This is a genomic window from Paenibacillus sp. S29 (genome assembly GCF_049319765.1).
In the GTDB taxonomy this organism is placed as follows: domain Bacteria; phylum Bacillota; class Bacilli; order Paenibacillales; family Paenibacillaceae; genus Paenibacillus; species Paenibacillus polymyxa_B.
The window spans coordinates 166,463-192,400 of the sequence record NZ_JBMOUI010000008.1 but is presented as its reverse complement, the minus strand read 5'-3'; the positions used below and the strand labels follow the sequence as shown (position 1 = coordinate 192,400).

Here is a 25,938-nt window from a genome sequence, read left to right as displayed (position 1 = left end):
AGGTGGACGATAACGTTTACCGGCCATAATGATAAAGTAACCCGCATCGGGAACAGACCGGCATCAGTCCGCAAGCTAATACCTCTCGGTGTTTGGCAAAATTTTCCCCCTTCCAAACCTCCTTCACATCCACATCACTAATGTTGCCGACCGCCATCTCAGGAAAGAACTTGCACGGAGTGACGTTTCCGCTCGGTAATACGTCCATTCGGGTGGAGATCGCCAAGCATTCCTTCCGCTTCATCCCGGTTCTCTGCACACCAGTGACAAAATCCTCTATCTCGTCTTGCTCCAATGCGGGCATAAATCGAACCCGGCTTCCCCATGTTTGCTCGGAGATGCGGAGAACCTCCTCCTTGAGTGCCCCCACCTTCTCGCCGGAGATATGATAAGTGAATGAATTCCAACTGCAGCTACCCTGACGGATTGGATCCAACCAGTCAAACTCTTTGATGAAGAAATTGTCCATCTCCTGAGCAGACTCAGGTGCGATATACCACGGATACACAAAGTAGACCGAATCCACGCCCATCTCCTCAAAAAACTTCATAAAATCAAACATTTTGGGAATCATGAGATCATTCATCGTCAAGCTGACGGATACTCTGCCCTTGAAAATGCCCTGCCGTTGCAACTCCAGCAGACGCTCTATGGCACTAACCACCTTTTTGTAGGTCCCTCTGCCCCTAATCGCGTCGTTCTCAGCCTCGAATCCCTCCAGACTGGCTAGTACAACAAGTCCCTCACCGATCTTAAGCAGTGAATCTAACTTTTCCTCCAAAAGAATCGCGTTTGTACAAATCGTCGTCGTCCGCTGATCGCGTTCCAGCAGATTTGCAATCTGATCGAACTTGCTATGGTACAACGGCTCTCCGCCCCAAAGATAAACTTTCGACTTCTTCTCATGGGTGAAGGCAAGGAGCTTATCGACCAACGCGACATCGATTTCTTTACCTTGCTCCTCCTTGGACATGTCCCAGTGAAAGCCGTCCGCGTTCCACTCGTAGCAATGCTTGCAACGCAGGTTGCACCCGTTGTTCAGCTTGATCCCGATATCTTCCGGGATCTCCATCGCATAGCGACTATCGGTCGCTCGAAGCCGACTGACCCGGGACATATTCATAATTGTACGCTTCAGATCGTTAAACACGCGCTCATCAAACTTCCGACTCGTTTTGGGTTGCATAATTTACACCTCCATAAGTTTTGCAATGCTCGCGGGCATATAGAAGGTTACAATGAGCACGTTCCAATATCTCGATGTTGAACCCCTGCATCTTCCAATCCGTAAAGGACACGCCAAATCCTTGCTTAATCCAATATTCAGCATTGGCGGTTTCGTGTCTTCCAAAGGGATCAAGAAAAACCATAGGCGTCGCAGCGGCGAACGATTCCATCAAGGAATAGCCACCCGGCTTACTGACAATGGCTGTGCAACGGCGAATTCGTTCAAATAGCAGGGGAACAGTTCCGCTGTCTAAGTAAATGGGAGTCTCTCCATGTTGGATCTGAGCAAATGGAGGAAAACCGAACTCCCCTCGTCTATTCCTCAGCCACGGACTCCACGAGGGGTCGTTCCGATAATAGCAAATGCGTGGATCAGGCTGGATATCCTCGTCAAAATAAGCCAGAACATCCAGCTCCATACCGCCTTCAAGCAGGTCTCTAACAGCCTGCGGGTAGGTCCCAATCCCCCAGCCGCCACCATGGACCACCATTCTCTCTTCTCGCTGGCGAAACGGGATCGGTGCTTCGTCCGTCATCGGAAGTTGTAATTCAAAACGCTTCTTGGTCGGTTCGTAAAACCAAATGTGGTTGTATCGCTCGCTTCGAGATCCATAGACCAAATAAGATGGCGAAAGCGTAGCATCGAGATGAAGCATGTCGACCTCGAGCCGAGTTCCAACAAACCGTTCATATTGTTCCAAAATCGGGATCCAGAACCCAGTCAACGCAATGAACGACGTCCGGCGCTCACGGGACCAATCTTCCAGCAGCAGCTGTACCTTGGTGGGATCCAGGCAATCTGAAATATCGCGAGCCAACTCCACACTCTTCCGAGCGATAGCGAAATTATCATGAAAGGCTTTACGATAAGCCGGCACTTTGTTCTTTAAGCCGTCGACATACACATTTTCGAGCACACAGACTTCGTTTGAAATGCCGGAACGCTCCAGGTAAATGCCTAGCTGTACGGCGGGCATGTACACACCTAGTGAGTTACCGGATCCAAGTATAGTGACACAAGGCTTCAAATGACTATCCATACCACTTGCCTCCCTGGACTTCAAAACGTTCCTTTAGCTTGTCGATTAAACTTTTCTGCTCCTGCACATCTCGCGCGATTACAAACAGATAAAGCCTGCCCTTGATGAAACTGCCTTCGCTTAATGTCTGTGGGTAATCTGATTCCCCATAGCCAGCAAACATGCACGCGGGGGAAAGCGGAATGATGCCCTCACCGGTATGATTAGGGTATAAAACGCCGTCATCATCCAGCTGTCGCAGCCACTCCCCGTAATCAAACCGATGGCGACTGCCTACCGTTCGGAACGTAAATGTCCCGTGCTTCCCATTTTCCAGCCGTTCGCCCAGTCGATGACTGACCAGTCCCATCGATTGACGGGCGTTGATTTCTACAATCGGCACGATTGTCCCGTCCTTTAGTATCATGGAGTCAACACAAACATGGCCGAAGTACCTGTCCTTGTATAGTGAGGAAGCAAGCTTCTCAATGACATCGAAATAACCGTTCCGAATTAGCGAATGACTGTTCTCCTCCTGCATCGCTTGTGACCCCACATAAGCAAACTGTCGATTGATGATTTGCTGCAAGCCGACGATCTGGTACGACCCGCTCTCATCAATTGAAAATTGGCAGGAAAAATCATATTTCACGTCAAGGAACGGCTCGACAAGAAACGCCGTTGAGGAACCGGCTTGCTCTTGTTTGCGCAAATAGCTTACTACACGTTCCAAGGATGATAGGTTTTTAAACAGCATATTGCCTTTTCCAGCTACGCCAAAGGGGTCTTTTAACAGGACCCCTTTCGACAACCCCATAAGCTCTCGCCCTACTGCAGCCAATTCATCCGCGCTGAACACTGGCTGGCTATAGGAGCTGCCCAGAAGTCTCTTAGCAAGATCGGCGGAATACAACTTAGAATTTACTCGTTTAACATCTTGAAGGGTGGGCAGCTTGTTCGAATAGTTGTACCTGTCGAGAAGCTCGTGAACGTAAGGTACGACTGAAAAGGGAGTCATTTCACTAAACTGCTTCAGCCGCTCGTCGGTCTCTGAAACTTCGTACAGAGCGCGAAATAGATTTGGTACATGGCTTGGGACATTCGCACTAAGCTGTTTAAAATGAAAGCCGATGTGCGCCAAATAATCCATGTGCGCCTCATCCATCTCAAAGCGGGTCAACAGTGTGTCCTCCGGGCCACATAAGGAAGCCAGCAATTCATCCATAGCCATTACGACCCGCGACCGTGAAGGATCAGGAATAAAAGGCAACCTGCTACTCCCTTCTTCACGCCAATAGGTTTCCGAATCAAAGGTGCTGGCAACCAACATACTACCCGACCTCTTGATTCATGCCTTTTAGGAATGCCATGAAGGCACCGATTGAGCGCAGACAAGCCAAGTCCAGGTCCTCGTAAACGATCTCCACCCCAAAAGCATCTTCAACTCCGAGAATAAACGTTATCATCTGTAGGGAATCTAACTCGACGTCGTTAATCAGGTCGCTCTCCATTGTGAGAGTTTCACGAAGCGAGTCATCCTCAAGCACAGTTGCAATGATATTTTTTAATGTTTCAAACATAAACGTCATCCTTTCAACTTGTAGTTTCGATTTTTTATTTAATTCCAAAAAAATAAATAAAAGGTATAATAGCAATATATTACTTATCACTGTTAAAGGGAGGGTTTGAAGCCTTGAATCACCACTGTCTGTTTGTCTCCGCCCATCTGGACGATGCTATTATTTCTTGCGGCGATTATATCGATTTGCTTGTTCGTGCTGGCTATCATGTGACCATAGCAACTGTTTTCACTGGTACTGGCACAGATCTATCCCTACTTGCTCGCATCCTGCACAAAAAGTTCGGACTAAGCTCCGACGTGATGAAGGTACGGCGAGAAGAGGACATTAGTGCATGTGATCTTCTCGATGTGGACACGATTCATCTGAACATGCAGGAATGTATCTATCGTAAAGATCGCAGCGGTGCCCCCTCATATGAAAAGCTGGACGATCTGTTCCGTAGTGACTACGAGACCGAGCTGGACGTGATTTCTGAGGCAACAAAAGTTCTTTTGACACGACTCTGTCTTACAGACTACGATCATATTTATATTCCGCTTGCAATCGGAAGACATGTGGATCACGGTATCGTGCGGGTTGCGGCCGAACAGGCTGTACGAAGTATTAGTGATCTGGAAGTCTCTGCCCGTTTGATTTACTACGAAGATCTACCGTATTTAAACTATGGTCAAGATATAAAATGGGAAATTGACCTAGCTCGGAATCTACATCCAGTCTACATTTCACTTCCCAAGTGCAGTTTGAAACAGAAGACTGCGGCCATCCTGGAATACCGCTCCCAGATCCGTCTATTATGGCACTCCCGATGGGAGATGCTTAGACAAGTGATTCAACATGCGCATTCGTGCCGTCCGCCAGAGCATCAGCCTGATCCAAACTCATATTGCTTCAGACTGCATGTTGTGAGTGTGCATGATCAAGTACCGCTTGCTATAAGCGTTCCTGGTAACTTTTAATAAGATCAGCCAAGTCGCCAAGGGTTAGATGACTGCCTGCCATGTTACCTACCAGTTCGTCCGGGAGCTCTAGACCGAATTCGGTTTCGAGCTCCACGACGAATGTAATCATCTGCATAGAATTCATTTGGATCCATATCTCTTCAAGTAACGCATTAGCGTTTATACGTTGTTTATCGTAGTCCGGAATCTTTTGATGAATAAGGTTTTGGATGCGTTCCAAACAGGGTTGTTTTCTCAACGTTAGACCTCCTCCTCTACGCCCATTGGAGTTATGTTTGACACAAGGCTCAAGTTGTAGATCATAAGTTCGATAGCCTCGCGCTCACAGGCTTGAATACGCCTAATTAACACTTCCACTTTTTTGAGGTTATCTTCGTTTTTCGTCAGTGAATATTTGATAATCAAATTTCGCGCTAATAGAGCATCGTCGGCAATCGTCTGATAGCGAACCTTGAGCTGATTACTTTCCCCTAGAACACCAATTTGATTCATGAAGTCAATTCGTTCCAACATCAAGATCTTGTGATCATAGATCATTTGAAACGAGCGATTATCTTCCTCAATTTGTCCACTGCGTATGCGGGTTATATCCAAAATCAGCTCGTCATAAACACGAATTCCCCATACACATGGATTTGTTATATAACCCAACTCTCTGTATTTGTCGGCGGGATTTTCTCCATTTAAATAGTCCTTAAGGTGCTCAATAACATAGTTTAGATTAAAGTCATAAGCTGCTCGCTCGTTGAATTGTAACAGAGAGAGACCACCCTTCCACGCATACAACCAATCTCCATCATCATCGATTCCCTCGTAGGCACGTCTCATTTGCTCAAATGTGATTTCGTTAAATGAGTACTTCCCCCCCGCGAATGTAAAATCGGCGATATGAAATATGTCCCTCTCCTCGTCATAACCAAAAATAAATGAGTCATGTGAAAAGAAAGATTCAATATCCAAAAACTGCGCTTGATCAAGAAGCAAATAAATATAATTATTCATGTCTATACAATCCATCAGAAAAGTACATATATCCTTGTTGAAATTTCGAACCAACTGACGACTTAAATGTTGGCGAAGCAGCCAAGGACAAAATTCAAAGGTAGGAGTACGGTAGAAGTCCACATAGGAACTTCCCTCATTTAAGGTGAGCTGGAGAGGAATGAAATGTGTCATTATCCACGGCTTTGCTTGCGGGTAATTGGCTAGGACGGCAAACGTATTTGCCTGCCACTGCCACGAGGTGATTGCCGGATACTGCATCGGTAATATCTTGGATCGCAATTAGACACCCCCTTGGGAGAGAATTTGATTTAGTGTCAATTAGCTAAGAACTACAGACTGACAGCACAGATAGAGTCAAACTTCCTGGACCACCGCAACGCTGTAGTCCTTATTCGTTTTAAGGAGTGATTGCTTCGTTAATTAGTTTGGGGCACCAAGTTCAGATCCGGGTGCCCAAAACCGGACTGTAACCATTTCGTCGAATCAAGCCATTGCTAAAGTCTAAACCGTCTCATTTTCCCAGATGCTTACCAGATCATTGATTTGAAGCGACACGACCTTTAGTTCTCCGCCAAGGGCATAGAGTTCTAGTCCTCTACTTTCCAAGTCCGGGAAAATCATGTCTGAAACGATTGTTTTTCCTTTATTGCCGAAGACCTCAACACTAGACCAATCAACGTAAATGCTCAAGGTTATCCGTTCATGCTCTGGCTTCATGGGGGCTTGGTGCTTTGCAGCAAAATCAGGATGGAAATCAATTGCGTTTGACTTCGTCCTATCGACAAACAGCTCCTCATTCAAGACATCATATCCGGTGGTTGTCTCCTGAGTAGAAGAGGAACGCACCTTGAACCCGAATTCCACGGCAGTACCGATTTCAAATTCCGCAATAATTTCGGCCTTTGCAGTAGAAATATCAGATAAGACGTTGCTACCTGGCTTAATCGTTAAGTCTTGCAGAGACATAATCGGTCTTCTGAGTTGACTTAACTCTCTTATAGGTACTTGGATTAAGCGAATTCCTTCCGGATATGCCTTAAGCTGAAACTCTCGGGGGATTGACATGTGGCCACGCCATTCCTTTGAAGGAAGGGTAGAGGCATAACGCCAGTTGTTCATCCAGCCGACCCAGATCTTTCGTCCGTCTTCTTTCGGAATACCATCCCATGTCACGGCCGCGTAAAAGTCAGACCCGTAATCTATCCATTTGATCGTATCGAATGATTCCAACGTTTCATCCCTTGTAAATACCTTACCGTCAAAGTTGCCTATAAAATACATCATGCCAGAACCGCCTGCTGGTGGTTCTGAATCGTTTGGATTCACACCATTTCTATCCCCGACACTTAGCATCAGAACCCACTTAGTGATATTGGGATCCTCATCCACTTGGATTTTAAATACCTCAGGACATTCAAATATCCCTCGATGGATACCCGGAATATCGGAACCGAAATCGCTTGCAAAAGACCATTCCTTCAGATCCGAAGACGTGTAAAAGTCGACGCGGTCTCTTACGGCAAGAACCATACCCACATTGACGATTCTTTATACCAAAACACCTTCGGATCACGAAAGTCTAGCGTTTTCGTTGGGAACAAAACAGGGTTACCTTCATATTTTATCCAAGTTCGACCTTTATCCCTGCTGTAAGCGATGCTCTGCACCTGTGGTTTGCCGGGCTTAGCCACGTTGCCCTCATTCGTATAAATTGCAACTAATCCTGATCCTTCTTCGCTGAAGAAACCGCTTGTGTTGTTCTTATCAACCACTGCACTTCCCGAAAAGATCGCTCCGTCTTCCCCCGGCGGGATGGCTGGTGGAAGTTCCTCCCAATGCACCAAATCCTCACTTACCGCATGCCCCCAATGCATGCTGCCGAAGTCAGGCTGTGTATCATGTGGGGTATGTTGGTAGAACAGATGGTACTCACCTTTAAGTGCATTTTGTTAATGTTGCTCACGCTCCTTTGGGTTTAAATAAGATCCATATTAGAATTGATTCAACTCGTTCGGGACATATTACGTCCACCTTTCTATAGAAGCAACCAAGAAAAACTACAAGAGCACTCAAAACAACATGCCCATATTTAACAAAATAAACCACATGTGTACAAATGTCAAACTTTTTCTTACATTCGCATTATTTTTTAAATTAAAATAAACTTTTTAGTTTACATATGCACATTTTGGTAGTGTTTCATCTGAAAACGGCCGTTTTTATTTGAGTTCTCCTTATCGCATTTAATTATTCAGTAAATAAAATGTAAACCATTGAATACCCAAATGGATGGATTCGACTCCAGTACCTTGATCTCTTTCTCCGTAAAAACCCGTCCGATTTTCTTCATAATCTACATCCCCACAAACTTTTATAATCTGATTAAAACGCAAAAGACCCGTAAGAGGGTACTTTTTTCAAAGTGTCCATCTTACGGGTCACAGTTCATGACTTAGGAGTGGACTTTTTTTATTTTTCAATAATTCTAGCTGTTTAGCTTCGCCTGCACGTACATAGCGGTCACAAACTCATGCTGCCTGGTCAAGTGCTGAAGCTCACTGTAGGACTCTTCCCACTCGCGATGCGCTTTAACATCCCCACGGTAATACATCTCGGCAATATGCCAAGCATCTGCTGCATCGGTTTTCACTTTTCGAAGTTGTGTGCCTTTGGATCGTTTCGCTTGCAAAGGATTGATGATGTAGTGAATCCATCCGCTACGTTTCAGATATCCTGCCAAACCTCGATGGTAATGTTCGGTTGCCTCGAAGACAACGACAGGCTCCACACCACTTGCCTCTTTCAGTTTGCTAGGCACTTCCCCTAGCCGCTCGAAACCTTCTTCACCATGCTGGAGGGTCTCCATCCTTCCATATGGTTCGTTACGCTTTTTGAAGGCCTGAATAACACTACATCCTTTCGCCACATCAATTCCAACAACGGGTTGCATAAAAACCTCCCTAATTCGATTTACCGGCATTCCCACCTGGTTTCCAAACCCATAGCTTAGCTTGTGATACGAGGTCATAGCCCTCAACCAGCTCAAACATGGTCGTTGGATGGATTTTGTACAGGTTCTTTGTCCCTAAGCCGCCCTCGTTCTCCGGGCTACCACCATCGTAAAACACCCATTAAAATAGGCAAACCAGAAAAATTCTTTCTGGCTGTCCTAATAATACGAAAAGCCGATATAATAGTGACTTTAAATGGTGCAATGTTCTTGTCCCTCGACACGTTGGCAGAGATTATTCATCACTATTGTAAAATAACTGGAAACATATGCATAAAAGTTGTATATTTAATTCATATTCTTGAAATTAATTCTAAATTTTAAAGGGGGGGATTGATCGTGGTAAAGTGTTCATCCTAGCGCCAGGTAAGTAAGGATAAAATATCGCGCATCAGAAAAAGCAACAAATGGGGAGTAAAGATTATGAATGCAGAAAATTATTACGAATTTTGGTCCACTTTTCTTTATGAACAGGCTGGATGAAGGGCTTATGCTATGGGGCGGTGCTCGTCCCGATCCTTCTTCTGGTAAATGTCCGTTTGATTTGGAGAAAGGCGATAAATAATTATAGCAGCGCAAGCGGCTAAAACGATGAGGAGATGTAGATATGAAAACGACTTGGCCTTTGTCCGGTATTACCCTGGTATGCACTGAATGCAAGAGTGATCTTTATGAGGCGGACAACTGTTTGATCTGCGAGACCTGTGGCCTCGAATACGCCTGGGAAGAGGGCCTCGCAAGTATGGTAATTGACCGTCCTGTAGCGGAGAAGCTTGCCGAAGGCGCGGCGCAAAAGGAAGCGATCATCGGCATGTTTGACTCTATTAACCGGTCGCTTGAGGAGAAAAGACTGTCCAGATTTTCCACCTTTATTAACTGGGGTTATGCATCCGATAACGAACTACCGGGCGGCCCTCAAGGTATTAACCACAGCAGTATCCAGCTGCTTCGCGAAATTATTGGCGGCCTGGATGTTTCAGGCAAGGATATCCTGGAAATCGGTTGTGGACGGGGAGGCAACGTGAGCGAGCTATGCAAAAACTATGGGACCGGCAGCGTGGTCGGCATTGATCTGACACCGTCCAATATTCAATTTTGCCAAAGGAATAACCGATATGAGCAGGCTTACTATTGTATTGGCGACGCGGAGCAGCTGCCTGTTAAAACGGAAAGCTGCGACATTGTGCTGAACATCGAGTCCTCGCATTTGTACCCTCATATTGAGCTGTTCTTTACGGAGACCTACCGTGTATTAAAGCCAGGTGGGACATTTTTGTATGCGGATATTATGAGCGCTTCCGACGTGCCGCGCTATGAAGAGCAGTGGCAAAGACTAGGCTTTCACACCTCGTTGATCCGGGATATTACAGGCAATGTATTACAATCGGGAGACGATGCTCTGGATACCCGCCTGCATGCGCTTGAAGGCTCCTTAGAAGGGGAAGATCGAGTATGGGAATGGCTGGAGGCACCCGGCACGCAAAATCATACCGATATGGTCGCAGGTAGAAGAGTATTCAAAATTATCCATTTGGTGAAGATGCCTCCGGCACCGAAGGAGAGCCTAGCCATGGTTGAAGGAGGAGCAGCGGTGAGTAATGCTTGACCATTAACAGACGTTAACTGGGCGTGTCCGCAGTGCAAGCAAACGCTTGTGAAGAGGGAGTTCTCATTCGACTGTACGTCATGGGCGAAAGCTACCTCATGACCGCTGGCTCGATTCCATGTCTGCTTGTGGAAAGTGACGCGTTAGAAACGATGGAGCATAAGGTGCAGAAGGAGGCGGTTAAAGAGCTGGCAAGCGACAACACAAGGAAGACTCGATTTATTTTCAAGATTACAGTTCCAGACTCGTTCGCCCTGTTTTATTTATAGACCGGATAAGAAACTGCCTTAAGAAGAGCTATCTTGCAAAATGAAATTACAATTGTCGCTAATCCCAACGGTAGCTGACATGGCAAATTCGGTAGCGTTATCCGACAGTGGAATTCCTTTATTTATGTTGATACTTAGCATTGTATTAATATCATAGCCCTCATTTTTGTATAATCCGACGGTCGATCCGCAGCCGGCTACAATTTTTAAACAGCGGTTCTCCAATATCGGAGAACCGCTGTTTTGTCTAGACAATATTTACGGGGCCTACTTCTCCGCAGATAGGGCGCATGTCTTTTATTGCACGGTGTGCTTTTGGCCAAAACCTCTTCAGCGCTTGATAGACTTCCTTTTTGGTCCTTGATAACATATGCATGAACTGATCCTACTTCAGATGATGGTGGGCGGACATCAAGTGCTGCTGTTGTACTGGTTCACCTCGCCAGCCAATCCCGAGAAACCCCAGATCTTTGTCCATGTATAGTTCTCTAATCGGCCCCATTGCTTTGGAAACAGGTAACCACTTATTTATCGCCCACAGACGATTTACTCTCATGCCAATAATAAATACGATAGACTCCCCATCGATCTCGGCCTTATATCTTCCCTTCTGAATTCCTCACTTCACTTCTCCTTTTCACCCAACATGGTTCTCTGTTCAATAAACTTGATGTTGCTGGCAATGTGATAGACTTCGTTCTTCGTCAGGCCTTCTTTGTTGAGGTGACCCGCAGGATCTAAAGCCTGTACGTTGGTCCACATGAAATCCAATGTCTGTAATTTTCAACATCTCTTCCTCTGGGATTAAACGAAATATAAAATTCTTTTTCGGAGGAGATTGATTTTTGTCTTCAGCGATGATGCAACAATCTGAATCATGAATTACTAGATTTCACATTAAAAGTAGCGAATTTCCTTGTGTTTCGCATTACAAAAATTGACATTTTATATGAAAAAAAGTAATATAATTAGAAACATTTATACTGTAAAAGGGCCTTTCTCATCCCCCTCTTTTTAAATTCCTGATCCTACCTAATTTAAGGAGTGAAAATGCTATGTGCGCACGAACGCTAAAAGCGAATACAAGGAATGTAATCGGTAACTATTGCAAATGGATCACAGTTGGTATGATTTTAACTTTCACGGGATGCCCGCTTGCATCCGCCGCTCCCTCACCCTCATCCCCTAGTAAAACTAGTGAACCCGCTTCTTCCCTAGTTACATTTCAATTGCAAGAGGCTACGATTGCTCAAATGCAGGAAGCGATGAAGTCAGGGGCACTGTCAAGTGTCGAGCTCACTGCTCTGTACCTTAACCGGGTATATGCCTATGATTCTAGTGGCATTCGACTGAATTCCATCCCTATTCTGAACCCCGACGTACTAAAAGAAGCTGCGCAAGCTGATCAACTAAGGGCACAAGGTATTAAGACTGGTCCTCTGCAGGGCATCCCCTACACGGTTAAAGACAGCTACAAGGTTAAGAGACTCACTGTCGCTTCTGGATCTCCAGCTTTCAAAAACCTGATGGCAAAGGACGATGCCTTTACAGTAGAAAAGATACGCAAATCCGGTGGGGTGCTCATTGGTAAAACCAATATGCCGCCAATGGCAGCAGGGGGGATGCAAAGAGGCGTTTATGGCCGTGCTGAAAGTCCGTACAACCCAGATTATTTGGCTGCAGCCTGGTACTCTGGCTCCTCTAACGGATCTGGCGTATCAACAGCCGCCAACCTCGCTGCCTTCGGTATGGGGGAAGAAACGGTATCCTCTGGAAGATCACCAGCATCTAACAATGGTTTAATTGCCTACACCCCATCGCGGGGCCTAATCTCCATTCGGGGGAATTGGCCGCTCTTCCCTATACGTGATGTCGTTGTCCCACATACGAGGACTGTCGAGGACATGCTCCGCTTGCTTGACGTGATCGTTGTAGAAGATAAGATCACCAAGGGCGATTTCTGGCGAGAGCAGAAAGCCGTTCGGCTCCCTTCTGTCAACAGTGTCCGTCCCAAATCCTATTTAGAGCTGCGAGACATTCAAGCTTTGAAAGGCAAACGCATTGGCGTTCCGAAAATTTATATCGGTAAGGACCATGAAACCACAACTCCGATCAAATTCAGACCTTCGATACAGGCATTATGGGAAAAAGCTGTAAAGGATTTAACTGCTCTTGGAGCTGAGGTTGTGGAAGTTGACTTCCCCTTGCAGGCGAATAGCGAGAAGGACCGGCCAACAGCGAAAACACCTGAAGAGCGTGGTTTGATGCCGGCAAAGTGGGCTGAAAAGGAATTCGGGTTGCTTAATCCTTATGCAGCTGAGGAATTCCTTAAAAGTGTGGGCGATCCAAATTTCCCGTCATGGGCAAATATCGACCCTGCAACCGTCTTCCCGAATCCGCCCGGTTCGGTAGATGCCAAACGTGGCAGAGACCTTGGCCACTATGACGTATTCATTGAAACCATAAAGAAAGGCGTCACCCCTTACGAACAAATTCCTCAGTTTCAGGAAGGTCTGAGGGGGCTTGAAAATGTACGAAAGATTGATTTTGAAGATTGGATGAAGCAAAACAACCTTGATTTTATTGCATTCCCGGCAAATTCGAATATCGGCAAAGCTGACTCCGATGTGAATGAAACGTCCTATGAGGAGGCTTGGGAGAATGGCAACTATTTCTCCAATACGAATTTCATTCTACGCGAGTACGGGATCCCAAGTGTGTCTGTGAGTATGGGCGCTATGAAGGATACCGGTATGCCCGTTAATCTAACGATGGCAGGTGCCGCATACAGCGATAATGACCTGCTTCGTTACGCTTATTCCTATGAGCAGGCGACCAAAAACCGTCCTATTGCAGCACGTACGCCAGCGCTTGAGGATGAAACCTTTTCCTATAACCCGCAAACCACTCTCCCACCCTTTAAACGCAAGGAAATAGGAACCCCTATACTTAAGTTGAATGCTTCGATCACGGATGATGTTCTCGCTTTGGAAGGTTCAGTCACAGATCAAAGTGATATCGCGCAGCTTAAAGTTTATGTCAATGGCATTCGTGTCGTTATTACAGAAGATAAAGCCAATTGGTCAGCAACGCTTCCAACTACTAAATACAAACAGGATGGTGCCTCCCAAGCTGATACGCTGCATATTCTCGTGCTGGCCAAGGATATTTACGGAAATACCTCTGCTCAAGTCAAGTCTGTCAATTTACCCCAACGATAAAGGACATCATAGAACTGACTATAATTGTGGGTTCCCTGACCGTAAGATTATCATTAGAAAAGCTATCGCTGCAGCTAGCCTGAGCGACGGGATAGAGTGTAATATCCTAATTCCTATTGCTGTTGCAATCCCGCTTCCATTTAATTGGTATTTGAAGGGAGCGGGCTGTAAGCTATCACCAAATAACTTGACGTATTGAACGATATTATTGAGCGGTTTGAGGCTGGGGCTATTGACGGATTTGTTGGTTGAAAAAGGCTTATTCAGAAGCGAATATGCAGGTTCGACTCTGAGGGCACACTTGGGTATTTAACACCTGATACTGTCGAGGACAAGGACTTGTACCTATTGCCGTAAGGACAAGAGATTTAGATTATCAGGTCAGCTATGTATAAATCATTTTGTGTCATGGGATAAAAGGACGAACAGGGTAACCGCCCTTTTATCCATGACAGGTTGCATTTAATACTGTCCATTATGACAGAGGCAATTACTTAGCGTATTCAGCCATTACAATATTTCGATATACCCTTCTGTTCCATGCACACGAATTCGTTGCCCATCTTTTATCAGTTTGGTAGCATTCTCCACTCCGACAACTGCGGGTAAGCCATATTCACGTGCGATAACGGCTCCATGAGTCATCAGTCCACCAACTTCGGTGACTAGGCCTTTTATGGATACAAACAATGGTGTCCAGCTGGGGTCAGTAAAGGCGGTGACTAATATATCTCCATCTTCCAGATCAGCATCTTCCATGTTTAAGATGACACGTGCTCGTCCCTCTATAACTCCGGTAGAAACAGGCAGACCTACAATCGCTTCAGCTGGGAGATTTTCTCGTTTGTATTCACCCGCAATGATTTCACCATCAGACGTGATTACACGCGGGGGAGTTAGTTTTTCATATAATTTATAGTCGTCTTTTCGTTTACGGATGATCTGATAATCCAGTTTATTTGTGCGTACGACTTCGTGAAGTTCTTCAAAAGTGAGATCGTATATATCTTCTTTCTCGTGAATAACACCAGCTTGTACGAGTTGTTCGGCTTCTTTTAGTAAAGCCTGCTTATAAACGAAGTAGCGATTAACCATGCCGTATTTGGGATATTCACGATAACCGATGAAATTCCGGATCAGGTCGATCATTCGTTTTGTTTCTTTGGCTTTTTGTTCACCATCCGGTAATTGCTTCAATCGATCTAATAACTCTTGTTCTTTTTTCAAAGCCTCCTGTCGCCCCTGCTCAAATTTCCAATTGCCAGCATTAGGCTCAAAGTTTTTGATATTACTGAGAATCATGGGGACAAGTATAATTGGTTTTTCACTCCAACGAGTTCTCGAAATATCGATTTCACCGGCACATCGCATTCCGTATTTGTTGAGATAAGCATAGATAGCGTCTTGAGTTTCCTGTCCACCATCCAACTTAACCAGTTCATCCAAAAAATTATCATCTTTTACATGTTGTAAATAATCAATTACCTCCGGATAAGGACGAATCGCATCTGCGACATCCAATAGCGCCAGACCCATTTCCGAAGTAATGTTGTTTGGTACAGATTGAGAAAGCGTATCTGCTGCGTTTTTTTCACCTAACCACTCGTACATTTTTTCATTGATCCATGACGAAGCATTCATAGCAGTCATAAAAACCTTTGAACTTTGTGGGTCAAATAAGATCTTCTTTAATTCATGGAGATCTTCCAGAATAAAATCAAATAAATCTGCTCCTGATTTCGTTTGGATGTTTTGTTTTAATTTTTCTATCGATGTTTGACTGTTCTTAATCAAATCAGAAACGATTGCCGGATCGTTTTCGATTTGTGCTTGAAAACCTGCAGACGACCTACCTTTACTGCTATTACCGGGACTCCGTTCTGTTCTATCATCTGGTAACGATTTTATAAAATCTCGCTCTATTAGGGTCATAAATGCGTCTTTTATGAGCGGATCAGATTGTCCCAGGGTATTTAAGAAAGTTTCTCTGCTGACAGGTGAAGCCAGCATTTGTGTAACATCAACAAACAGCCTTCCACCGGCTATACGCATGGGTGCAGGAGTTATTAACAGGTAAAAAGACAATCCCAATGGTTTTATCGGGTCAGTCATCATTTGTTGATGACCGACAGATACATAAACGTGATTTTCCTGATCATTTGCTTCAGGGATCGGGTATAAAGTCGTGATTGGACGACTCTGGACAATATAAAAAGTATCATTGGCCAAACACCATTCGATATCTTGTGGGCAACCAAAATGAGCCTCGATATGTCTTCCGATACGCGCCAGTTGCAAAATTTGTTGTTCAGTAAGGGCTTGATTCTTTTGCTGATCAGGCTCGATCTGCTTTGTCTCTGTTCCGCCTTCTTTTCGTCCATAGATAGCCAATTTTTTGGTTGCTATCCTCTTATCGACGATTGCCTCTTCCTGTACTTTATAACAATCGGCAGAGACCAAGCCAGAGACCAATGCTTCTCCAAGTCCAAAACTAGCATCGATTGATAGCAGCTTCCGGTTGGAGGTAATCGGATCAGCGGTAAATAAAATTCCTGAAGCCTGCGGGAAAACCATCCTTTGAACGATAACGGATAAATAAACTTGACTGTGGTCAAATCCATTTTGCATACGATAGATAACCGCGCGATCCGTAAATAGGGAAGCCCAACATTTGCTGATATGCTGCAAGATTGCTTCTTTGCCGATGATATTTAAATAGGTGTCTTGTTGACCAGCAAAAGAGGCATGTGGCAAATCTTCAGCAGTCGCACTGGAACGCACTGCGTAAGCATGTTCTTCTCCAAACCGGGAGAGATAGTGAGTAACTGCTTCCACAACATCGGCAGGAACTTCTACTTCCATAATGATTTGTCGAATCTGCCTGCTGATTTCACCAATTTGAGCACGATCTTCTGCTTTTAGCCTTGTTAGTCGATCCAACAATGCATAATACGTTTCTTTTTGTTCGATGGCTTTTTGATACCCCACTGTTGTAACACAAAATCCTTCTGGTACATGTATTCCTTCAATTTTTGATAATTCCCCTAAATTCAACCCTTTTCCGCCAACGAGCAAAAACTGCGTTTTTTCCATTTCCTGAAAATCGAGAACCAAAGAACTCATTCAATATCTCTCCTAACTATTAAATTGAGAAAAAAACATTTGACAAGAGTTTAGCGGCATGGTAAAGTTAAAGTATAAGATGTGATATTTATGATCACTTAAATTAAGAAATCACAATCTAATTATATCATCGTGTCTGTTTTATATGCAATAAAAAAGAACCTGATAAAACTATCCAGGTTCTTTTTTGATTTTCCACTATCATTAGTCAAATTCAAAAACCGTGGCTCGAGCTGAACTCAGTTACTGCATAGTTCCATATCGGTTCTATGCAGCCTAAAGAAATCCTGAAGTGGCGTCAGGTTCTTATTGAGCTACCTGCCCGTTAGTTCAGCGAACGAAGCACGTATAGTGAACCTCTTATATTTTTCCGTTACTTCTCAACTTCATCCCGTTACCCCTCTGTTGAGTCAAAAGAAAAGAGTATTTTTTAAATTTGTTCGAACTATTTGCCCGTTAATTGAAAAAAACGGCAGCCGATCGTTGTGTGCGGCAGCCGTAATTTTAAACCAAATCAAGCGACCAAACTGATCAAATTGCCATCAGGGTCCTTTATGATCGCATAACGCTCGCCCAAAGGTGTAGCGTTCGGTTCAAAATGCCCCTCATATCCCTGTACTGTCAATCGGCTATACGATTCATCCAGCGCTTCCTTACTGTCAAACTGGAAAGCGATCTCCATCCGATAACCGGCAGGCTTCTGCTGATCGCCTAGAATCATCTGTGCCGATTCCCAAGTATCAAAAGAAAGAATAACATCGTTGTATGCTACTTCTATATGATGTTCTTCATTTACCCTTTCCGGTATTTCTAAGCCTAATGTCCGATAAAAATCCAAGGACCTCTTCATCTCTTTTACGAAAATCGATAATCTTTTTAACTTAACTGCCATGCTTCACAACTCCTATCCAGTGGTATGATTATTCACCTCCATTGTATCGATCATATAGACTGTTAAATAGGAAAAATCGGACTCTTTTGTCTCTTACTTATCAAGCTTTTAAGAGACAATCCATAATATTGCTTAAATGTATTGGTAAAATGTGACTCATCGTAATAGCCGTATTTGAGCGAAAGATCCACTAAACTGGAATAACCGCCCTGAAAAAAATCTTGCAGCGTGCTTTGAAACCGAATTATTCCAAGCATCTCTTTCGGACTTAAGCCCAGCTCCTGATCAAATACCCTTCTAAGATGCCGTTCACTAAAGTGAACTTGATTGGCCAAATTCGTTACGGATAAATTCCCTTTTCGGCCATAAATAATCTGCAAGCTTTGATACACAAGTGGAGGAATTGCCATATCGCTAGTCGCCAGCATTCGGACCAAATGATGTTCAGCAACCGCAAGAATTTCGGAGATCGTAGTGGCTGATAAGATTTCTTCTACCCAATACATTTCTTCTAAACCCAATACATCATCCAAGTAGATATGCTTTCCCTTAAACGCCGAAAGAGGTGTCTTAAGAATAGAACGAGCTGATTCCGAATATATCCGAATACCAAATAATGAACGAGATTCAGAGAACTGCAGTAATTCTGATCGAGTTGTAGGACCCACAACGTAGGCAGCCTTTCGGCTGAATGGAGAAAGAAGATTCACGACAATATCGACACAGCCATCCGGTATAACTCGATGCCAAAGCTTGTCTGGAACAGGACGATAATCCATTGTCCAAAAAGAAGCCACATGTGATTCCAATTGAGGACTCGCTGGATACTCCCGGCAGTTATACCATGGCTGTTGTAGCTCCGGTTGCAATTTGGGAGAGTGGACGGGATGGAATGAATGAGTCATCTAGATCCCTCCTTAATCAAGTTTAACTAGTAATATCAAGCATTTTCAGGTATCTGGCCTCTTTTTAAGTTACATCATAGTTGGTTCCTAGGAGAGTCTGCAGTCCTATTTACGATAAATTTGATTAAGCTGTCACATTATTCCATGAGTGTATTCAAGGAGGATTTCACCTGACATGTATACAAGGACGAAAACTCCTGTACATGTTAATTTGAGCTAGCTGCCTTATTTCTTGATATAATCAGCGAACTTCCGAAGAAAATCGAGCGAATGGATATCCTCTCTGAGATGATGATGAACCAGATCATCCATTTTAGTTGTTTCCTTATTCAGCATGTATTCAAGCATAGCTTGGTGCTCATGCCAGATGCCTATCAGCTTCCCTGTTTCCAGCATATGCAGCTTGCGATATCTGATATAGTGAACATTCGACTGCTGAATGAGCTGCCAAAGAAACCCCCGCCCCACCAATTGGAACATGGTTTGGTGGAACTGATCATCCAAACTGAGAAATTGATCCGTAGCATGATCTTCTTCAATCACAGCTCTCTGTCTGTCCAGAATATCGCTCAGCTTCTGTACATCGCTTAATGCAATTTGCGAAGAAAGCTCCTTCATAATCTCCTTTTCCAATGCGCTTCTTAAGTAAATAATTTGTTCAACGGACTCCAGATCAATATAGGACACAATGTTCCCCTTCTTGGGATAAATATCAATGTAGGACTCAAGCGCAAGCCACTTCAATACATCGCGTAGCGGAGTTCTGGACAGCTGAAAGCGTTCTGACAAAATCGTCTCGCTGAGAAGAGTACCCGGCTTTAAGGTCAGTGACAAAATATCTTTTTTCAACAGTTGCATGATTTCTTCTTTTGTAAACATATCATTCCTACCTTCACTTTATAAATCTAGTAGACTTATTATAAAGCATTTTGAGGTGACGGACTCCTCTGAGATTATCATTGACAAGAACAAACCCTATAATTTATGATCAACTCAATCTTGTATACAAGACAGATGAAATATAATCAGGGAGGTATCGTTATGAATATGACCTGGAGATGGTATGGGGAAGGCAACGACAATATTACACTGGATCATATCCGGCAAATTCCGGGAGTTATGGGCATTGTCTGGTCTTTACATGATAAGGTAGCCGGTGAAGTATGGGAAATGGAGCGAATTCAGGAGGTAGCTGATCAGATTACGAGCAAGGGCTTTAGTACGGCGGTCGTAGAAAGTGTAAATGTCCACGATGATATCAAAATCGGCCTACCATCCCGCGATCAATATATTGACATTTATATCGACACCATTCGAAAATTAGCCAAAGTGGGAGTTAAGGTGATTTGCTATAACTTTATGCCTGTCTTTGACTGGACCAGAACAGAGCTGTACAAGGAACTGCCTGACGGGTCCAACGCCCTCTTTTATGAAAAGGCTGCCATTACCGATGATCCCCGCCAAATGGTGAATCGGGTTCTCAAGGGAGCTGGGAAGTTCACCATGCCTGGCTGGGAACCGGAACGGTTGGCGAGACTGGATGAACTTTTTGCTGCTTATGCGGATGTCACAGAAGACAAGTTGTTTGACAACCTGAAGTATTTTCTTGAGCGCATCATCCCGGTCTGCAAGGAGGTTGACATCAAGATGGCCATTCATCCTGATGATCCGGCATGGCCCATCTTCGGATTGCCGAGAATTGTCCGTAGTCGTGAGACCATCCAGCGCATCCTAGATGCAGTGAACAGCCCATATAATGGTCTGACCTTCTGCACAGGCTCACTGGGGAGCAATCCTGAGAATGATTTGCCAACCATGATTCGAGAGTTTCATGATCGTATTCATTTTGCGCATATTCGTAATGTCAAGGTGTTTGAGAATGGCGACTTTATTGAAGTGTCACACCGCGGGAAGGACGGAAGCGTCGATGTACCGGAAGTAGTTAGAGCTTATCACGAGAACGGCTATCAGGGATATGTACGCCCGGATCACGGCAGACATCTATGGGGGGAAGAAAAGAATTGTCGACCTGGCTACGGTTTGTATGACCGTGCACTGGGGGTTATGTATTTGCTTGGTGTCTGGGATAGTCTCTCTCAAGGCAAAGGAGTGAAATAAATGCTCCAACTTGACCGGAAAGGCCTTTCAGACAAAGCGGCCTGGCGAGCAGCAGGCATTGAACTGCCGAAATATGATCTGGAGCTTGTAGCCAATAACACCCGAGTTAGACCGCAATGGGTGCATTTCGGCGCAGGCAATATTTTTCGTGGGTTGATAGCCAATGCGCAGCAACAACTGCTGAATAACTTGAAAGCGGATACAGGTATTATTGCGGCCGAAGCCTTTGATTTTGAAATGATCGACAAAGCTTATAAGCCTTACGACAATCTAACCTTACTGGTGTTGATGAGTGCAGACGGAAGATTTCACAAGAGCGTGGTCGCAAGCATTGTTGAGGGACTCGCAGCAGAGCAAAATCGTCCAGACGACTACCTCCGTCTGATTGAAATATTTGAGAATCCGTCCCTGCAGATGGCCAGCTTTACTGTCACGGAAAAAGGATACGCCCTGACCGGGCCCGACGGCAAGTATCTGGCTGTTGTGCAGAGGGATTTGACGAATGGTCCTGAACAGCCGATGCATGTGATGAGCCTGGCTACTTCGCTTGCCTATCGGCGTTATCTGAGAGGGTTGCATCCAATGACCTTTGTGAGCATGGATAATTGCTCCCATAACGGCGATCTGTTAAAGGATAGTATGATTGCCATCGCCAAGGAGTGGGCTCGCAGAGGCCTGGTAGAGGAAGGATTTTCAGACTATCTGCAAAACGAGGAGAAAATAACCTTCCCCCTAACCATGATTGACAAAATCACCCCCCGCCCTTCCTTGCAAGTACAGTCTGCTCTTCGGAAGCTGGGGTTAGCTGACATGGAGATGATCGTTACCTCCAGGCATACGTATACGGCTCCCTTTGTCAATGCTGAGGTTAGCGAGTATTTGGTCATTGAAGACAAGTTTACGAACGGGAGACCTGCACTGGAGGAAGCTGGCATCATCTTCACGAATCGGGATACGGTGGACAAAGTGGAGAAGATGAAAGTCACTACTTGTCTCAATCCGCTGCATACAGCGCTGGCCCTCGCTGGGTGTCTGCTTGGGTACGAGCTCATCGCAGATGAAATGAAGGATCAGACATTACGTCGTCTGGTGGAAACCATCGGCTACAAGGAAGGCTTACCTGTTGTAATTGATCCCGGAATTATCCAACCGAAACCATTTATTGACGAGGTATTGCAGGAACGCTTCGCAAATCCCTATATTCCGGATACGCCACAGCGGATTGCAACAGATACGTCTCAAAAGATGAGCATCCGTTTTGGGGAAACCATAAAGTCTTATGCTAGCACAACAGGGCTTGATCCTACGAACTTGACTGCTATCCCCTTGACCATTGCGATCTGGTGTCGCTATTTGCTGGGAGTGGATGATCAAGGAGAACCCTTCACACTCAGTCCGGACCCGTTACTGGATACGTTGCAGGGATATTTGCAGAATACGAAGCTGGGCGATCAGACCTCCGAGGTTCGCTGCCTCCTCGAGGATGACAAACTGTTCGGTGTCCGATTATATGAAATTGGTCTGGGCGACAAGATTGAAGCCATGTTTCATGAAATGCTGGCAGGTCCCGGAGCAGTCCGAAGCACGATAGAGAAGTATGTGAACTAGAACTTACATTAATGCAATCCCCCCTGCCAGAAACTTTAGTCAGGGGGATTGCATTAATGAGAACCAATTCTCTAAATAATCAAATCCCGGGTTGCTTCACCCGCGAATACCGTTTTTTAACTCGCTAGAATGCACGTTTTATAAACAAATAGTAGAATGAACATTCTACTATCATGAAAAAATGTAATATTACTTAGAAGGTCACAATCACTTTGCCTTGGGAGTGGCCCGTTGACACTTTAATCAACGCTTTGTTAATGTCATCAAACGTATAAGTTGAATCTATAGAGGGCTTGATATTTTCTTTTTCAACAAGTTTAGTGATTTCTTGTAATTGACTTCCATTGGCTTGCACAAATAAAAAGCGATATTCATTTTGATTCTTACGTGCTAAAGAATCTAAGCGAGCACCCACTAGACCAAACAATGCTTTTTTCCACATTGGAAAATGATTGTCAACCGCAAAGCGATAATTAGGTCCGGCTTTCAATGATACCAATTTCCCTTGTGGTTTTAAAATACCCAGTTCAGCTTTGAACTCTTTGGTACCCAAGGTGTCGATCACATAATCGATATCGGACAGTATGTTAGCATAATTCTCTGCCTTATAATTTATGAATTGATCAGCCCCGATCGACAGTATACGTGATCTGCCTCTTTCACTTCCACTTGTAATAACAAATAATCCCAGTGATTTGGCAATGGGGATTGCCATAGCGCCAAATCCTCCGGTTCCTCCAGGAATGAATAGCTTTTTATTCGGCTGGACATGGAGTACATCGTGCAATGCTTGATAAGCAGTCAAGGCAGTAAGGGGTACAGCAGCAGCTTCAATAAAAGATAGATTTTCAGGCATGATGGATAAAGCATCTTCATTTACGGCCGCATACTCAGCAAAAGCACCGATTTTATTAAGCGGCAACCTCGTATAAACAGGGTCACCAACCTTAAAATTCAAAACATCATCACCAACAGCTTCAATAACCCCAGATAGTTCATTCCCTAAAGTTAATGGCAACTTATAGTCGGCAATCATCCGAACACTGCCATTCAGATTAAGAATGTCCAGTGGATTTACACCTGCAGCTTTTACTTTGACAAGTACCTCATGGCTATTGATCTGTGGTATGTTTACATCATTTAATTCCACATGGATTATTTTTGAATATTTCTGTACTTGTGCTGCTCTCATATTCATCCTCTTCCTTTGCTAATTTGGAGATAGCATAACCATGAACGCAATCAAGCTTTTAGGTTGACCCGCTCGCTATACCATTATTTACTAAATGTGTTTTTTTGAAAACATCGAACATCTTAGACTAAAAACATGGCGTACAATTTTCAGTAGTACGCCGTGTTTCAGCCTTTATGTTATTGTAGACCCTCTTGCGATTCTAATTCTTCCATCGTAGGATAATCCGTGTAACCTTTACTTCCCAAACCAAAGAATGTTGACTGATCTGCTTCATTTAGTTGTGCACCTTTTTGAAGTCGTTCCACTAAATCTGGATTGGCTAATGACCATACACCAACAGGCACCAAATCAGCAAGGCCACTTTCTATATCCAAGCTAAGATCTTCTAGAGCTCGTCCAGCACGATTGACTAACAATGGATTCGTCCAGATTGAGCGAATGTCTTGGAGCAGCTTTTCATTTCCAAGATGCATAACATGAAGGTAAGCTAAATCCAATTGAGCTAATTCCGTTACAAGGTAGCGATAAAGTTCAGAGCCTTGTTCACCATCCTGAATCCCACCAAGAGGTGTCCCTGGCGAAATACGGAAGCCTGTTCTATCAGCTCCAATTTCTTCGACGATGGCTTTCGTTACTTCAATCGCGAAGCGAGCACGATTTTCTATAGATCCCCCATATTCGTCTGTCCGTATATTCGAGTTTTCTCCGATAAATTGATTAATCAGATAACCATTGGCTCCATGAATTTCAACGCCATCCGCGCCTGCTTTGATAGCCGCTGCTGCTGCTTTGCGGAAATCCGCAATGGTAGTTTGTATGTCCTTTTTACTTAACTCACGAGGGACGGGGATGTCCTGCATACCTTTAGCAGTAAACATTTCTACACCGGGCGCGATTGCAGATGGCGCAACAGGTTGGCGATGATGTGGTGTATTATCAGGGTGCGACATGCGACCAGCATGCATTAACTGGATATACATATATCCACCTGCTTCGTGCACTGCATCGGTCACCTTTTTCCATCCTTCAATATGTTTATCCGTATAAATCCCAGGTGTCCATAAGTACCCTTGACCATCATCAGAAGGTTGTGTACCCTCCGTAATAATGAGTCCCATTGATGCACGCTGAGCATAATAAAGGGAAGTTAGCTCTCCCGGTGTACCATCTTCTTGCGATCTACTACGTGTCATTGGTGCCATGGCTAAACGATGAGGTAATTCCATTGTTCCAATGTTTGTTTTACTCCACAACTTTTTCACTCGGATACTCTCCTCTTTTAATGTATTCAAAGATATATGAATTGAATTTAAAATTCTGAAATGATTGGATAGATTTGGCCTCTCAGGTTGAAATCATAGTTCTGGTCTACAATACCTACCACTTCGTTGTTATCATAAAGATCCACCATGAAGCCCGCCATTTGTTTGGCAGTGTGGTACTTAGGCATGTTTGCTTTGTAATCAAATTCTTCAGTATCTAATGATTTCTTCACGAATTCCGTTTCCGTTATAGATGGTGCTAAAACCTTTGCTTTTAGTTTTGCACCTTTCATTTCTAGTTCTTTTGCAAGGCCTTCTGTGAAGGCACTAACGTAATATTTAGATGCAGAATAAGCAACACTCCCAACAGCAATGGCATATCCGAGTGCGGATGAGACGTTAATTAACTGAGTTCCTTCTACATCAGCATAATCTCGTACATATAGTGTAGAAAGGATCGTCAAGGTTTCAATGTTAACACGTAGCATAGTTTCAACTTTATCTAAATTCTGTTCTGCTACAAAAGAAGCTTCACCGAGCCCCGCATTGTTAATCCAGGTCTCAATTTGGTATTCCTTTAAATTGTTATATAGTGTGTAGGCCTGATCTGTAACAGACAGGTCACTTGTACGAACAATAACATTTATAGTAGGATCCATATCCAGAATTGCTGATTTGAGTTCTTCTAATTTATCCAATCTTCTAGCTACCAAGATTAAGTTTTTGCCACGTGCAGCAAACGCCAATGCCGTTTCATATCCAATCCCTGAACTTGCTCCTGTAATAACTGTATACTTCATAATATTCTCTCCTTCATAACATGCAGATTAGTGTAAATGAGTTTTAAAGATGATTTTAGAACGATCATTCTTATTAGGGTAAAAAAAGTTAGATCTAACTTGCTATTAGCATATCAATTTTAGAACGAACAGTAAA

The 25,938-nt window shown here is 44.2% G+C and carries 26 protein-coding genes and 2 pseudogenes; 8 read left to right on the top strand and 20 right to left on the bottom strand.

Features of this window, described 5'->3' with window-relative positions; translation table 11 throughout:
* Positions 1-16: 16 nt before the first annotated feature.
* The 4 genes from ACL9RM_RS15745 to ACL9RM_RS15730 are packed head-to-tail and all read right to left on the bottom strand — an operon-like array spanning position 17 to position 3,826.
* On the bottom strand, positions 17-1,186 hold the full coding sequence (locus ACL9RM_RS15745; protein WP_322161021.1) for a radical SAM protein: 1,170 nt from the start codon (positions 1,184-1,186) through the stop codon (positions 17-19).
* Entirely contained in the window at positions 1,158-2,267 is a 1,110-nt protein-coding gene (locus tag ACL9RM_RS15740; protein WP_414126397.1) for a hypothetical protein, read from the bottom strand. Before ACL9RM_RS15740 ends, ACL9RM_RS15745 begins: the two co-directional genes overlap by 29 nt.
* A complete protein-coding gene (locus tag ACL9RM_RS15735; protein WP_414126396.1) occupies positions 2,260-3,576 on the bottom strand; it encodes a hypothetical protein in 1,317 nt (438 codons plus the stop codon). The genes ACL9RM_RS15740 and ACL9RM_RS15735 overlap by 8 nt, the downstream gene beginning before the upstream one ends.
* A 1-nt stretch (position 3,577) precedes the next feature.
* Positions 3,578-3,826, bottom strand: coding sequence for an acyl carrier protein (locus ACL9RM_RS15730; protein WP_061828348.1), 249 nt, complete (start codon positions 3,824-3,826; stop codon positions 3,578-3,580).
* 113 nt (positions 3,827-3,939) lie between these two features.
* Here ACL9RM_RS15730 and ACL9RM_RS15725 point away from each other — a divergent pair, with 113 nt between their 5' ends.
* The gene (locus ACL9RM_RS15725; protein WP_235309782.1) at positions 3,940-4,785 is read left to right on the top strand and encodes a PIG-L deacetylase family protein; all 846 of its coding nucleotides are present in this window, start codon (positions 3,940-3,942) and stop codon (positions 4,783-4,785) included.
* On the opposite strand, the gene ACL9RM_RS15720 is transcribed toward ACL9RM_RS15725, so the two are convergent.
* The 6 genes and pseudogenes from ACL9RM_RS15720 to ACL9RM_RS15695 all read right to left on the bottom strand — a co-directional run bounded on the left by ACL9RM_RS15720 (position 4,760) and on the right by ACL9RM_RS15695 (position 8,921).
* Positions 4,760-5,026, bottom strand: a complete 267-nt coding sequence (locus ACL9RM_RS15720) for an acyl carrier protein (RefSeq protein WP_238807812.1) — start codon at positions 5,024-5,026, stop codon at positions 4,760-4,762. The two genes, ACL9RM_RS15725 and ACL9RM_RS15720, sit on opposite strands and share 26 nt — an antisense overlap.
* Before the next feature lie 2 nt (positions 5,027-5,028).
* A complete protein-coding gene (locus tag ACL9RM_RS15715) occupies positions 5,029-6,072 on the bottom strand; it encodes a hypothetical protein (RefSeq protein WP_250268408.1) in 1,044 nt (347 codons plus the stop codon).
* A 222-nt stretch (positions 6,073-6,294) separates the two neighbouring features.
* Complete coding sequence (locus ACL9RM_RS15710) at positions 6,295-6,759, bottom strand: GH32 C-terminal domain-containing protein (RefSeq protein ID WP_414126403.1); 465 nt, start codon at positions 6,757-6,759, stop codon at positions 6,295-6,297.
* 93 nt (positions 6,760-6,852) lie between these two features.
* Positions 6,853-7,715: pseudogene (locus ACL9RM_RS15705) on the bottom strand (glycoside hydrolase family 32 protein); the annotation flags it as partial.
* 563 nt (positions 7,716-8,278) lie between these two features.
* Positions 8,279-8,743: an IS110 family transposase gene (locus ACL9RM_RS15700; protein WP_250261289.1), complete on the bottom strand. Its 465-nt coding sequence runs from the start codon at positions 8,741-8,743 to the stop codon at positions 8,279-8,281.
* A 10-nt stretch (positions 8,744-8,753) separates the two neighbouring features.
* Positions 8,754-8,921, bottom strand: a complete 168-nt coding sequence (locus ACL9RM_RS15695; RefSeq protein WP_172828241.1) for a hypothetical protein — start codon at positions 8,919-8,921, stop codon at positions 8,754-8,756.
* Positions 8,922-9,230: 309 nt separating this feature from the next.
* Between ACL9RM_RS15695 and ACL9RM_RS15690 the strand changes: the two genes are divergently transcribed.
* Genes ACL9RM_RS15690 through ACL9RM_RS15680 form a run of 3 tightly spaced genes read left to right on the top strand, consistent with a single transcriptional unit; the run spans position 9,231 to position 10,678 of the window.
* Entirely contained in the window at positions 9,231-9,368 is a 138-nt protein-coding gene (locus tag ACL9RM_RS15690; RefSeq protein ID WP_250261288.1) for a hypothetical protein, read from the top strand.
* A 42-nt stretch (positions 9,369-9,410) separates the two neighbouring features.
* Positions 9,411-10,409 (top strand): class I SAM-dependent methyltransferase, encoded by a 999-nt coding sequence (locus ACL9RM_RS15685; protein ID WP_250268410.1) that lies wholly within the window; start codon positions 9,411-9,413, stop codon positions 10,407-10,409.
* A gap of 23 nt (positions 10,410-10,432) precedes the next feature.
* Positions 10,433-10,678, top strand: a complete 246-nt coding sequence (locus ACL9RM_RS15680) for a hypothetical protein (protein ID WP_422759379.1) — start codon at positions 10,433-10,435, stop codon at positions 10,676-10,678.
* A gap of 18 nt (positions 10,679-10,696) precedes the next feature.
* Here the strand turns inward: ACL9RM_RS15680 and ACL9RM_RS15675 are convergent, their stop codons facing one another.
* The 3 genes from ACL9RM_RS15675 to ACL9RM_RS15665 form a co-directional block, all read right to left on the bottom strand.
* Positions 10,697-10,933 (bottom strand): hypothetical protein, encoded by a 237-nt coding sequence (locus ACL9RM_RS15675; RefSeq protein ID WP_422759378.1) that lies wholly within the window; start codon positions 10,931-10,933, stop codon positions 10,697-10,699.
* A gap of 130 nt (positions 10,934-11,063) precedes the next feature.
* Complete coding sequence (locus tag ACL9RM_RS15670; protein ID WP_414126402.1) at positions 11,064-11,240, bottom strand: monooxygenase family protein; 177 nt, start codon at positions 11,238-11,240, stop codon at positions 11,064-11,066.
* A 62-nt stretch (positions 11,241-11,302) separates the two neighbouring features.
* A complete protein-coding gene (locus ACL9RM_RS15665; RefSeq protein WP_250268415.1) occupies positions 11,303-11,440 on the bottom strand; it encodes a hypothetical protein in 138 nt (45 codons plus the stop codon).
* 293 nt (positions 11,441-11,733) lie between these two features.
* Here ACL9RM_RS15665 and ACL9RM_RS15660 point away from each other — a divergent pair, with 293 nt between their 5' ends.
* The gene (locus ACL9RM_RS15660) at positions 11,734-13,899 is read left to right on the top strand and encodes an amidase (RefSeq protein ID WP_250268417.1); all 2,166 of its coding nucleotides are present in this window, start codon (positions 11,734-11,736) and stop codon (positions 13,897-13,899) included.
* 189 nt (positions 13,900-14,088) lie between these two features.
* Positions 14,089-14,212 (top strand): annotated as a pseudogene (locus ACL9RM_RS15655) (LLM class flavin-dependent oxidoreductase); the annotation flags it as partial.
* A gap of 197 nt (positions 14,213-14,409) precedes the next feature.
* Here the strand turns inward: ACL9RM_RS15655 and ppsA are convergent.
* The 4 genes from ppsA to ACL9RM_RS15635 all read right to left on the bottom strand — a co-directional run bounded on the left by ppsA (position 14,410) and on the right by ACL9RM_RS15635 (position 19,698).
* Positions 14,410-17,022, bottom strand: coding sequence for a phosphoenolpyruvate synthase (gene ppsA / locus ACL9RM_RS15650; protein WP_250268419.1), 2,613 nt, complete (start codon positions 17,020-17,022; stop codon positions 14,410-14,412).
* 514 nt (positions 17,023-17,536) lie between these two features.
* Positions 17,537-17,914 carry a VOC family protein gene (locus tag ACL9RM_RS15645; RefSeq protein WP_250268420.1) on the bottom strand — a complete coding sequence of 126 codons (378 nt, stop codon included), beginning with the start codon at positions 17,912-17,914 and terminating at the stop codon, positions 17,537-17,539.
* A gap of 62 nt (positions 17,915-17,976) precedes the next feature.
* Positions 17,977-18,819, bottom strand: coding sequence for a helix-turn-helix transcriptional regulator (locus ACL9RM_RS15640; protein ID WP_250268422.1), 843 nt, complete (start codon positions 18,817-18,819; stop codon positions 17,977-17,979).
* Positions 18,820-19,044: 225 nt separating this feature from the next.
* A complete protein-coding gene (locus ACL9RM_RS15635) occupies positions 19,045-19,698 on the bottom strand; it encodes a GntR family transcriptional regulator (RefSeq protein WP_250268424.1) in 654 nt (217 codons plus the stop codon).
* A gap of 162 nt (positions 19,699-19,860) precedes the next feature.
* Between ACL9RM_RS15635 and uxuA the strand changes: the two genes are divergently transcribed.
* Positions 19,861-20,937, top strand: coding sequence for a mannonate dehydratase (gene uxuA / locus ACL9RM_RS15630; RefSeq protein ID WP_061828338.1), 1,077 nt, complete (start codon positions 19,861-19,863; stop codon positions 20,935-20,937).
* Positions 20,938-22,545, top strand: coding sequence for a mannitol dehydrogenase family protein (locus tag ACL9RM_RS15625; protein WP_250268426.1), 1,608 nt, complete (start codon positions 20,938-20,940; stop codon positions 22,543-22,545).
* 193 nt (positions 22,546-22,738) lie between these two features.
* Here the strand turns inward: ACL9RM_RS15625 and ACL9RM_RS15620 are convergent, their stop codons facing one another.
* The 3 genes from ACL9RM_RS15620 to ACL9RM_RS15610 form a co-directional block, all read right to left on the bottom strand.
* Complete coding sequence (locus ACL9RM_RS15620) at positions 22,739-23,737, bottom strand: NADP-dependent oxidoreductase (RefSeq protein ID WP_250268427.1); 999 nt, start codon at positions 23,735-23,737, stop codon at positions 22,739-22,741.
* A 179-nt stretch (positions 23,738-23,916) separates the two neighbouring features.
* Positions 23,917-25,002 (bottom strand): alkene reductase, encoded by a 1,086-nt coding sequence (locus ACL9RM_RS15615; protein WP_250268429.1) that lies wholly within the window; start codon positions 25,000-25,002, stop codon positions 23,917-23,919.
* 47 nt (positions 25,003-25,049) lie between these two features.
* Positions 25,050-25,802: an SDR family NAD(P)-dependent oxidoreductase gene (locus tag ACL9RM_RS15610; RefSeq protein ID WP_250261280.1), complete on the bottom strand. Its 753-nt coding sequence runs from the start codon at positions 25,800-25,802 to the stop codon at positions 25,050-25,052.
* Positions 25,803-25,938 lie beyond the last annotated feature (136 nt).

Coding starts and splice junctions, on each gene's coding strand:
- ACL9RM_RS15745 (WP_322161021.1), bottom strand. CDS start 1,186: ATGCAACCCAAAACGAGTCGGAAGTTTGATGAGCGCGTGTTTAACGAT.
- ACL9RM_RS15740 (WP_414126397.1), bottom strand. CDS start 2,267: ATGGATAGTCATTTGAAGCCTTGTGTCACTATACTTGGATCCGGTAAC.
- ACL9RM_RS15735 (WP_414126396.1), bottom strand. CDS start 3,576: ATGTTGGTTGCCAGCACCTTTGATTCGGAAACCTATTGGCGTGAAGAA.
- ACL9RM_RS15730 (WP_061828348.1), bottom strand. CDS start 3,826: ATGTTTGAAACATTAAAAAATATCATTGCAACTGTGCTTGAGGATGAC.
- ACL9RM_RS15710 (WP_414126403.1), bottom strand. CDS start 6,759: ATGTCTCTGCAAGACTTAACGATTAAGCCAGGTAGCAACGTCTTATCT.
- ACL9RM_RS15700 (WP_250261289.1), bottom strand. CDS start 8,743: ATGCAACCCGTTGTTGGAATTGATGTGGCGAAAGGATGTAGTGTTATT.
- ACL9RM_RS15690 (WP_250261288.1), top strand. CDS start 9,231: ATGCAGAAAATTATTACGAATTTTGGTCCACTTTTCTTTATGAACAGG.
- ACL9RM_RS15685 (WP_250268410.1), top strand. CDS start 9,411: ATGAAAACGACTTGGCCTTTGTCCGGTATTACCCTGGTATGCACTGAA.
- ACL9RM_RS15665 (WP_250268415.1), bottom strand. CDS start 11,440: ATGTGGACCAACGTACAGGCTTTAGATCCTGCGGGTCACCTCAACAAA.
- ACL9RM_RS15660 (WP_250268417.1), top strand. CDS start 11,734: ATGTGCGCACGAACGCTAAAAGCGAATACAAGGAATGTAATCGGTAAC.
- ppsA (WP_250268419.1), bottom strand. CDS start 17,022: ATGAGTTCTTTGGTTCTCGATTTTCAGGAAATGGAAAAAACGCAGTTT.
- ACL9RM_RS15645 (WP_250268420.1), bottom strand. CDS start 17,914: ATGGCAGTTAAGTTAAAAAGATTATCGATTTTCGTAAAAGAGATGAAG.
- ACL9RM_RS15640 (WP_250268422.1), bottom strand. CDS start 18,819: ATGACTCATTCATTCCATCCCGTCCACTCTCCCAAATTGCAACCGGAG.
- ACL9RM_RS15635 (WP_250268424.1), bottom strand. CDS start 19,698: ATGTTTACAAAAGAAGAAATCATGCAACTGTTGAAAAAAGATATTTTG.
- uxuA (WP_061828338.1), top strand. CDS start 19,861: ATGAATATGACCTGGAGATGGTATGGGGAAGGCAACGACAATATTACA.
- ACL9RM_RS15625 (WP_250268426.1), top strand. CDS start 20,938: ATGCTCCAACTTGACCGGAAAGGCCTTTCAGACAAAGCGGCCTGGCGA.
- ACL9RM_RS15620 (WP_250268427.1), bottom strand. CDS start 23,737: ATGAGAGCAGCACAAGTACAGAAATATTCAAAAATAATCCATGTGGAA.
- ACL9RM_RS15610 (WP_250261280.1), bottom strand. CDS start 25,802: ATGAAGTATACAGTTATTACAGGAGCAAGTTCAGGGATTGGATATGAA.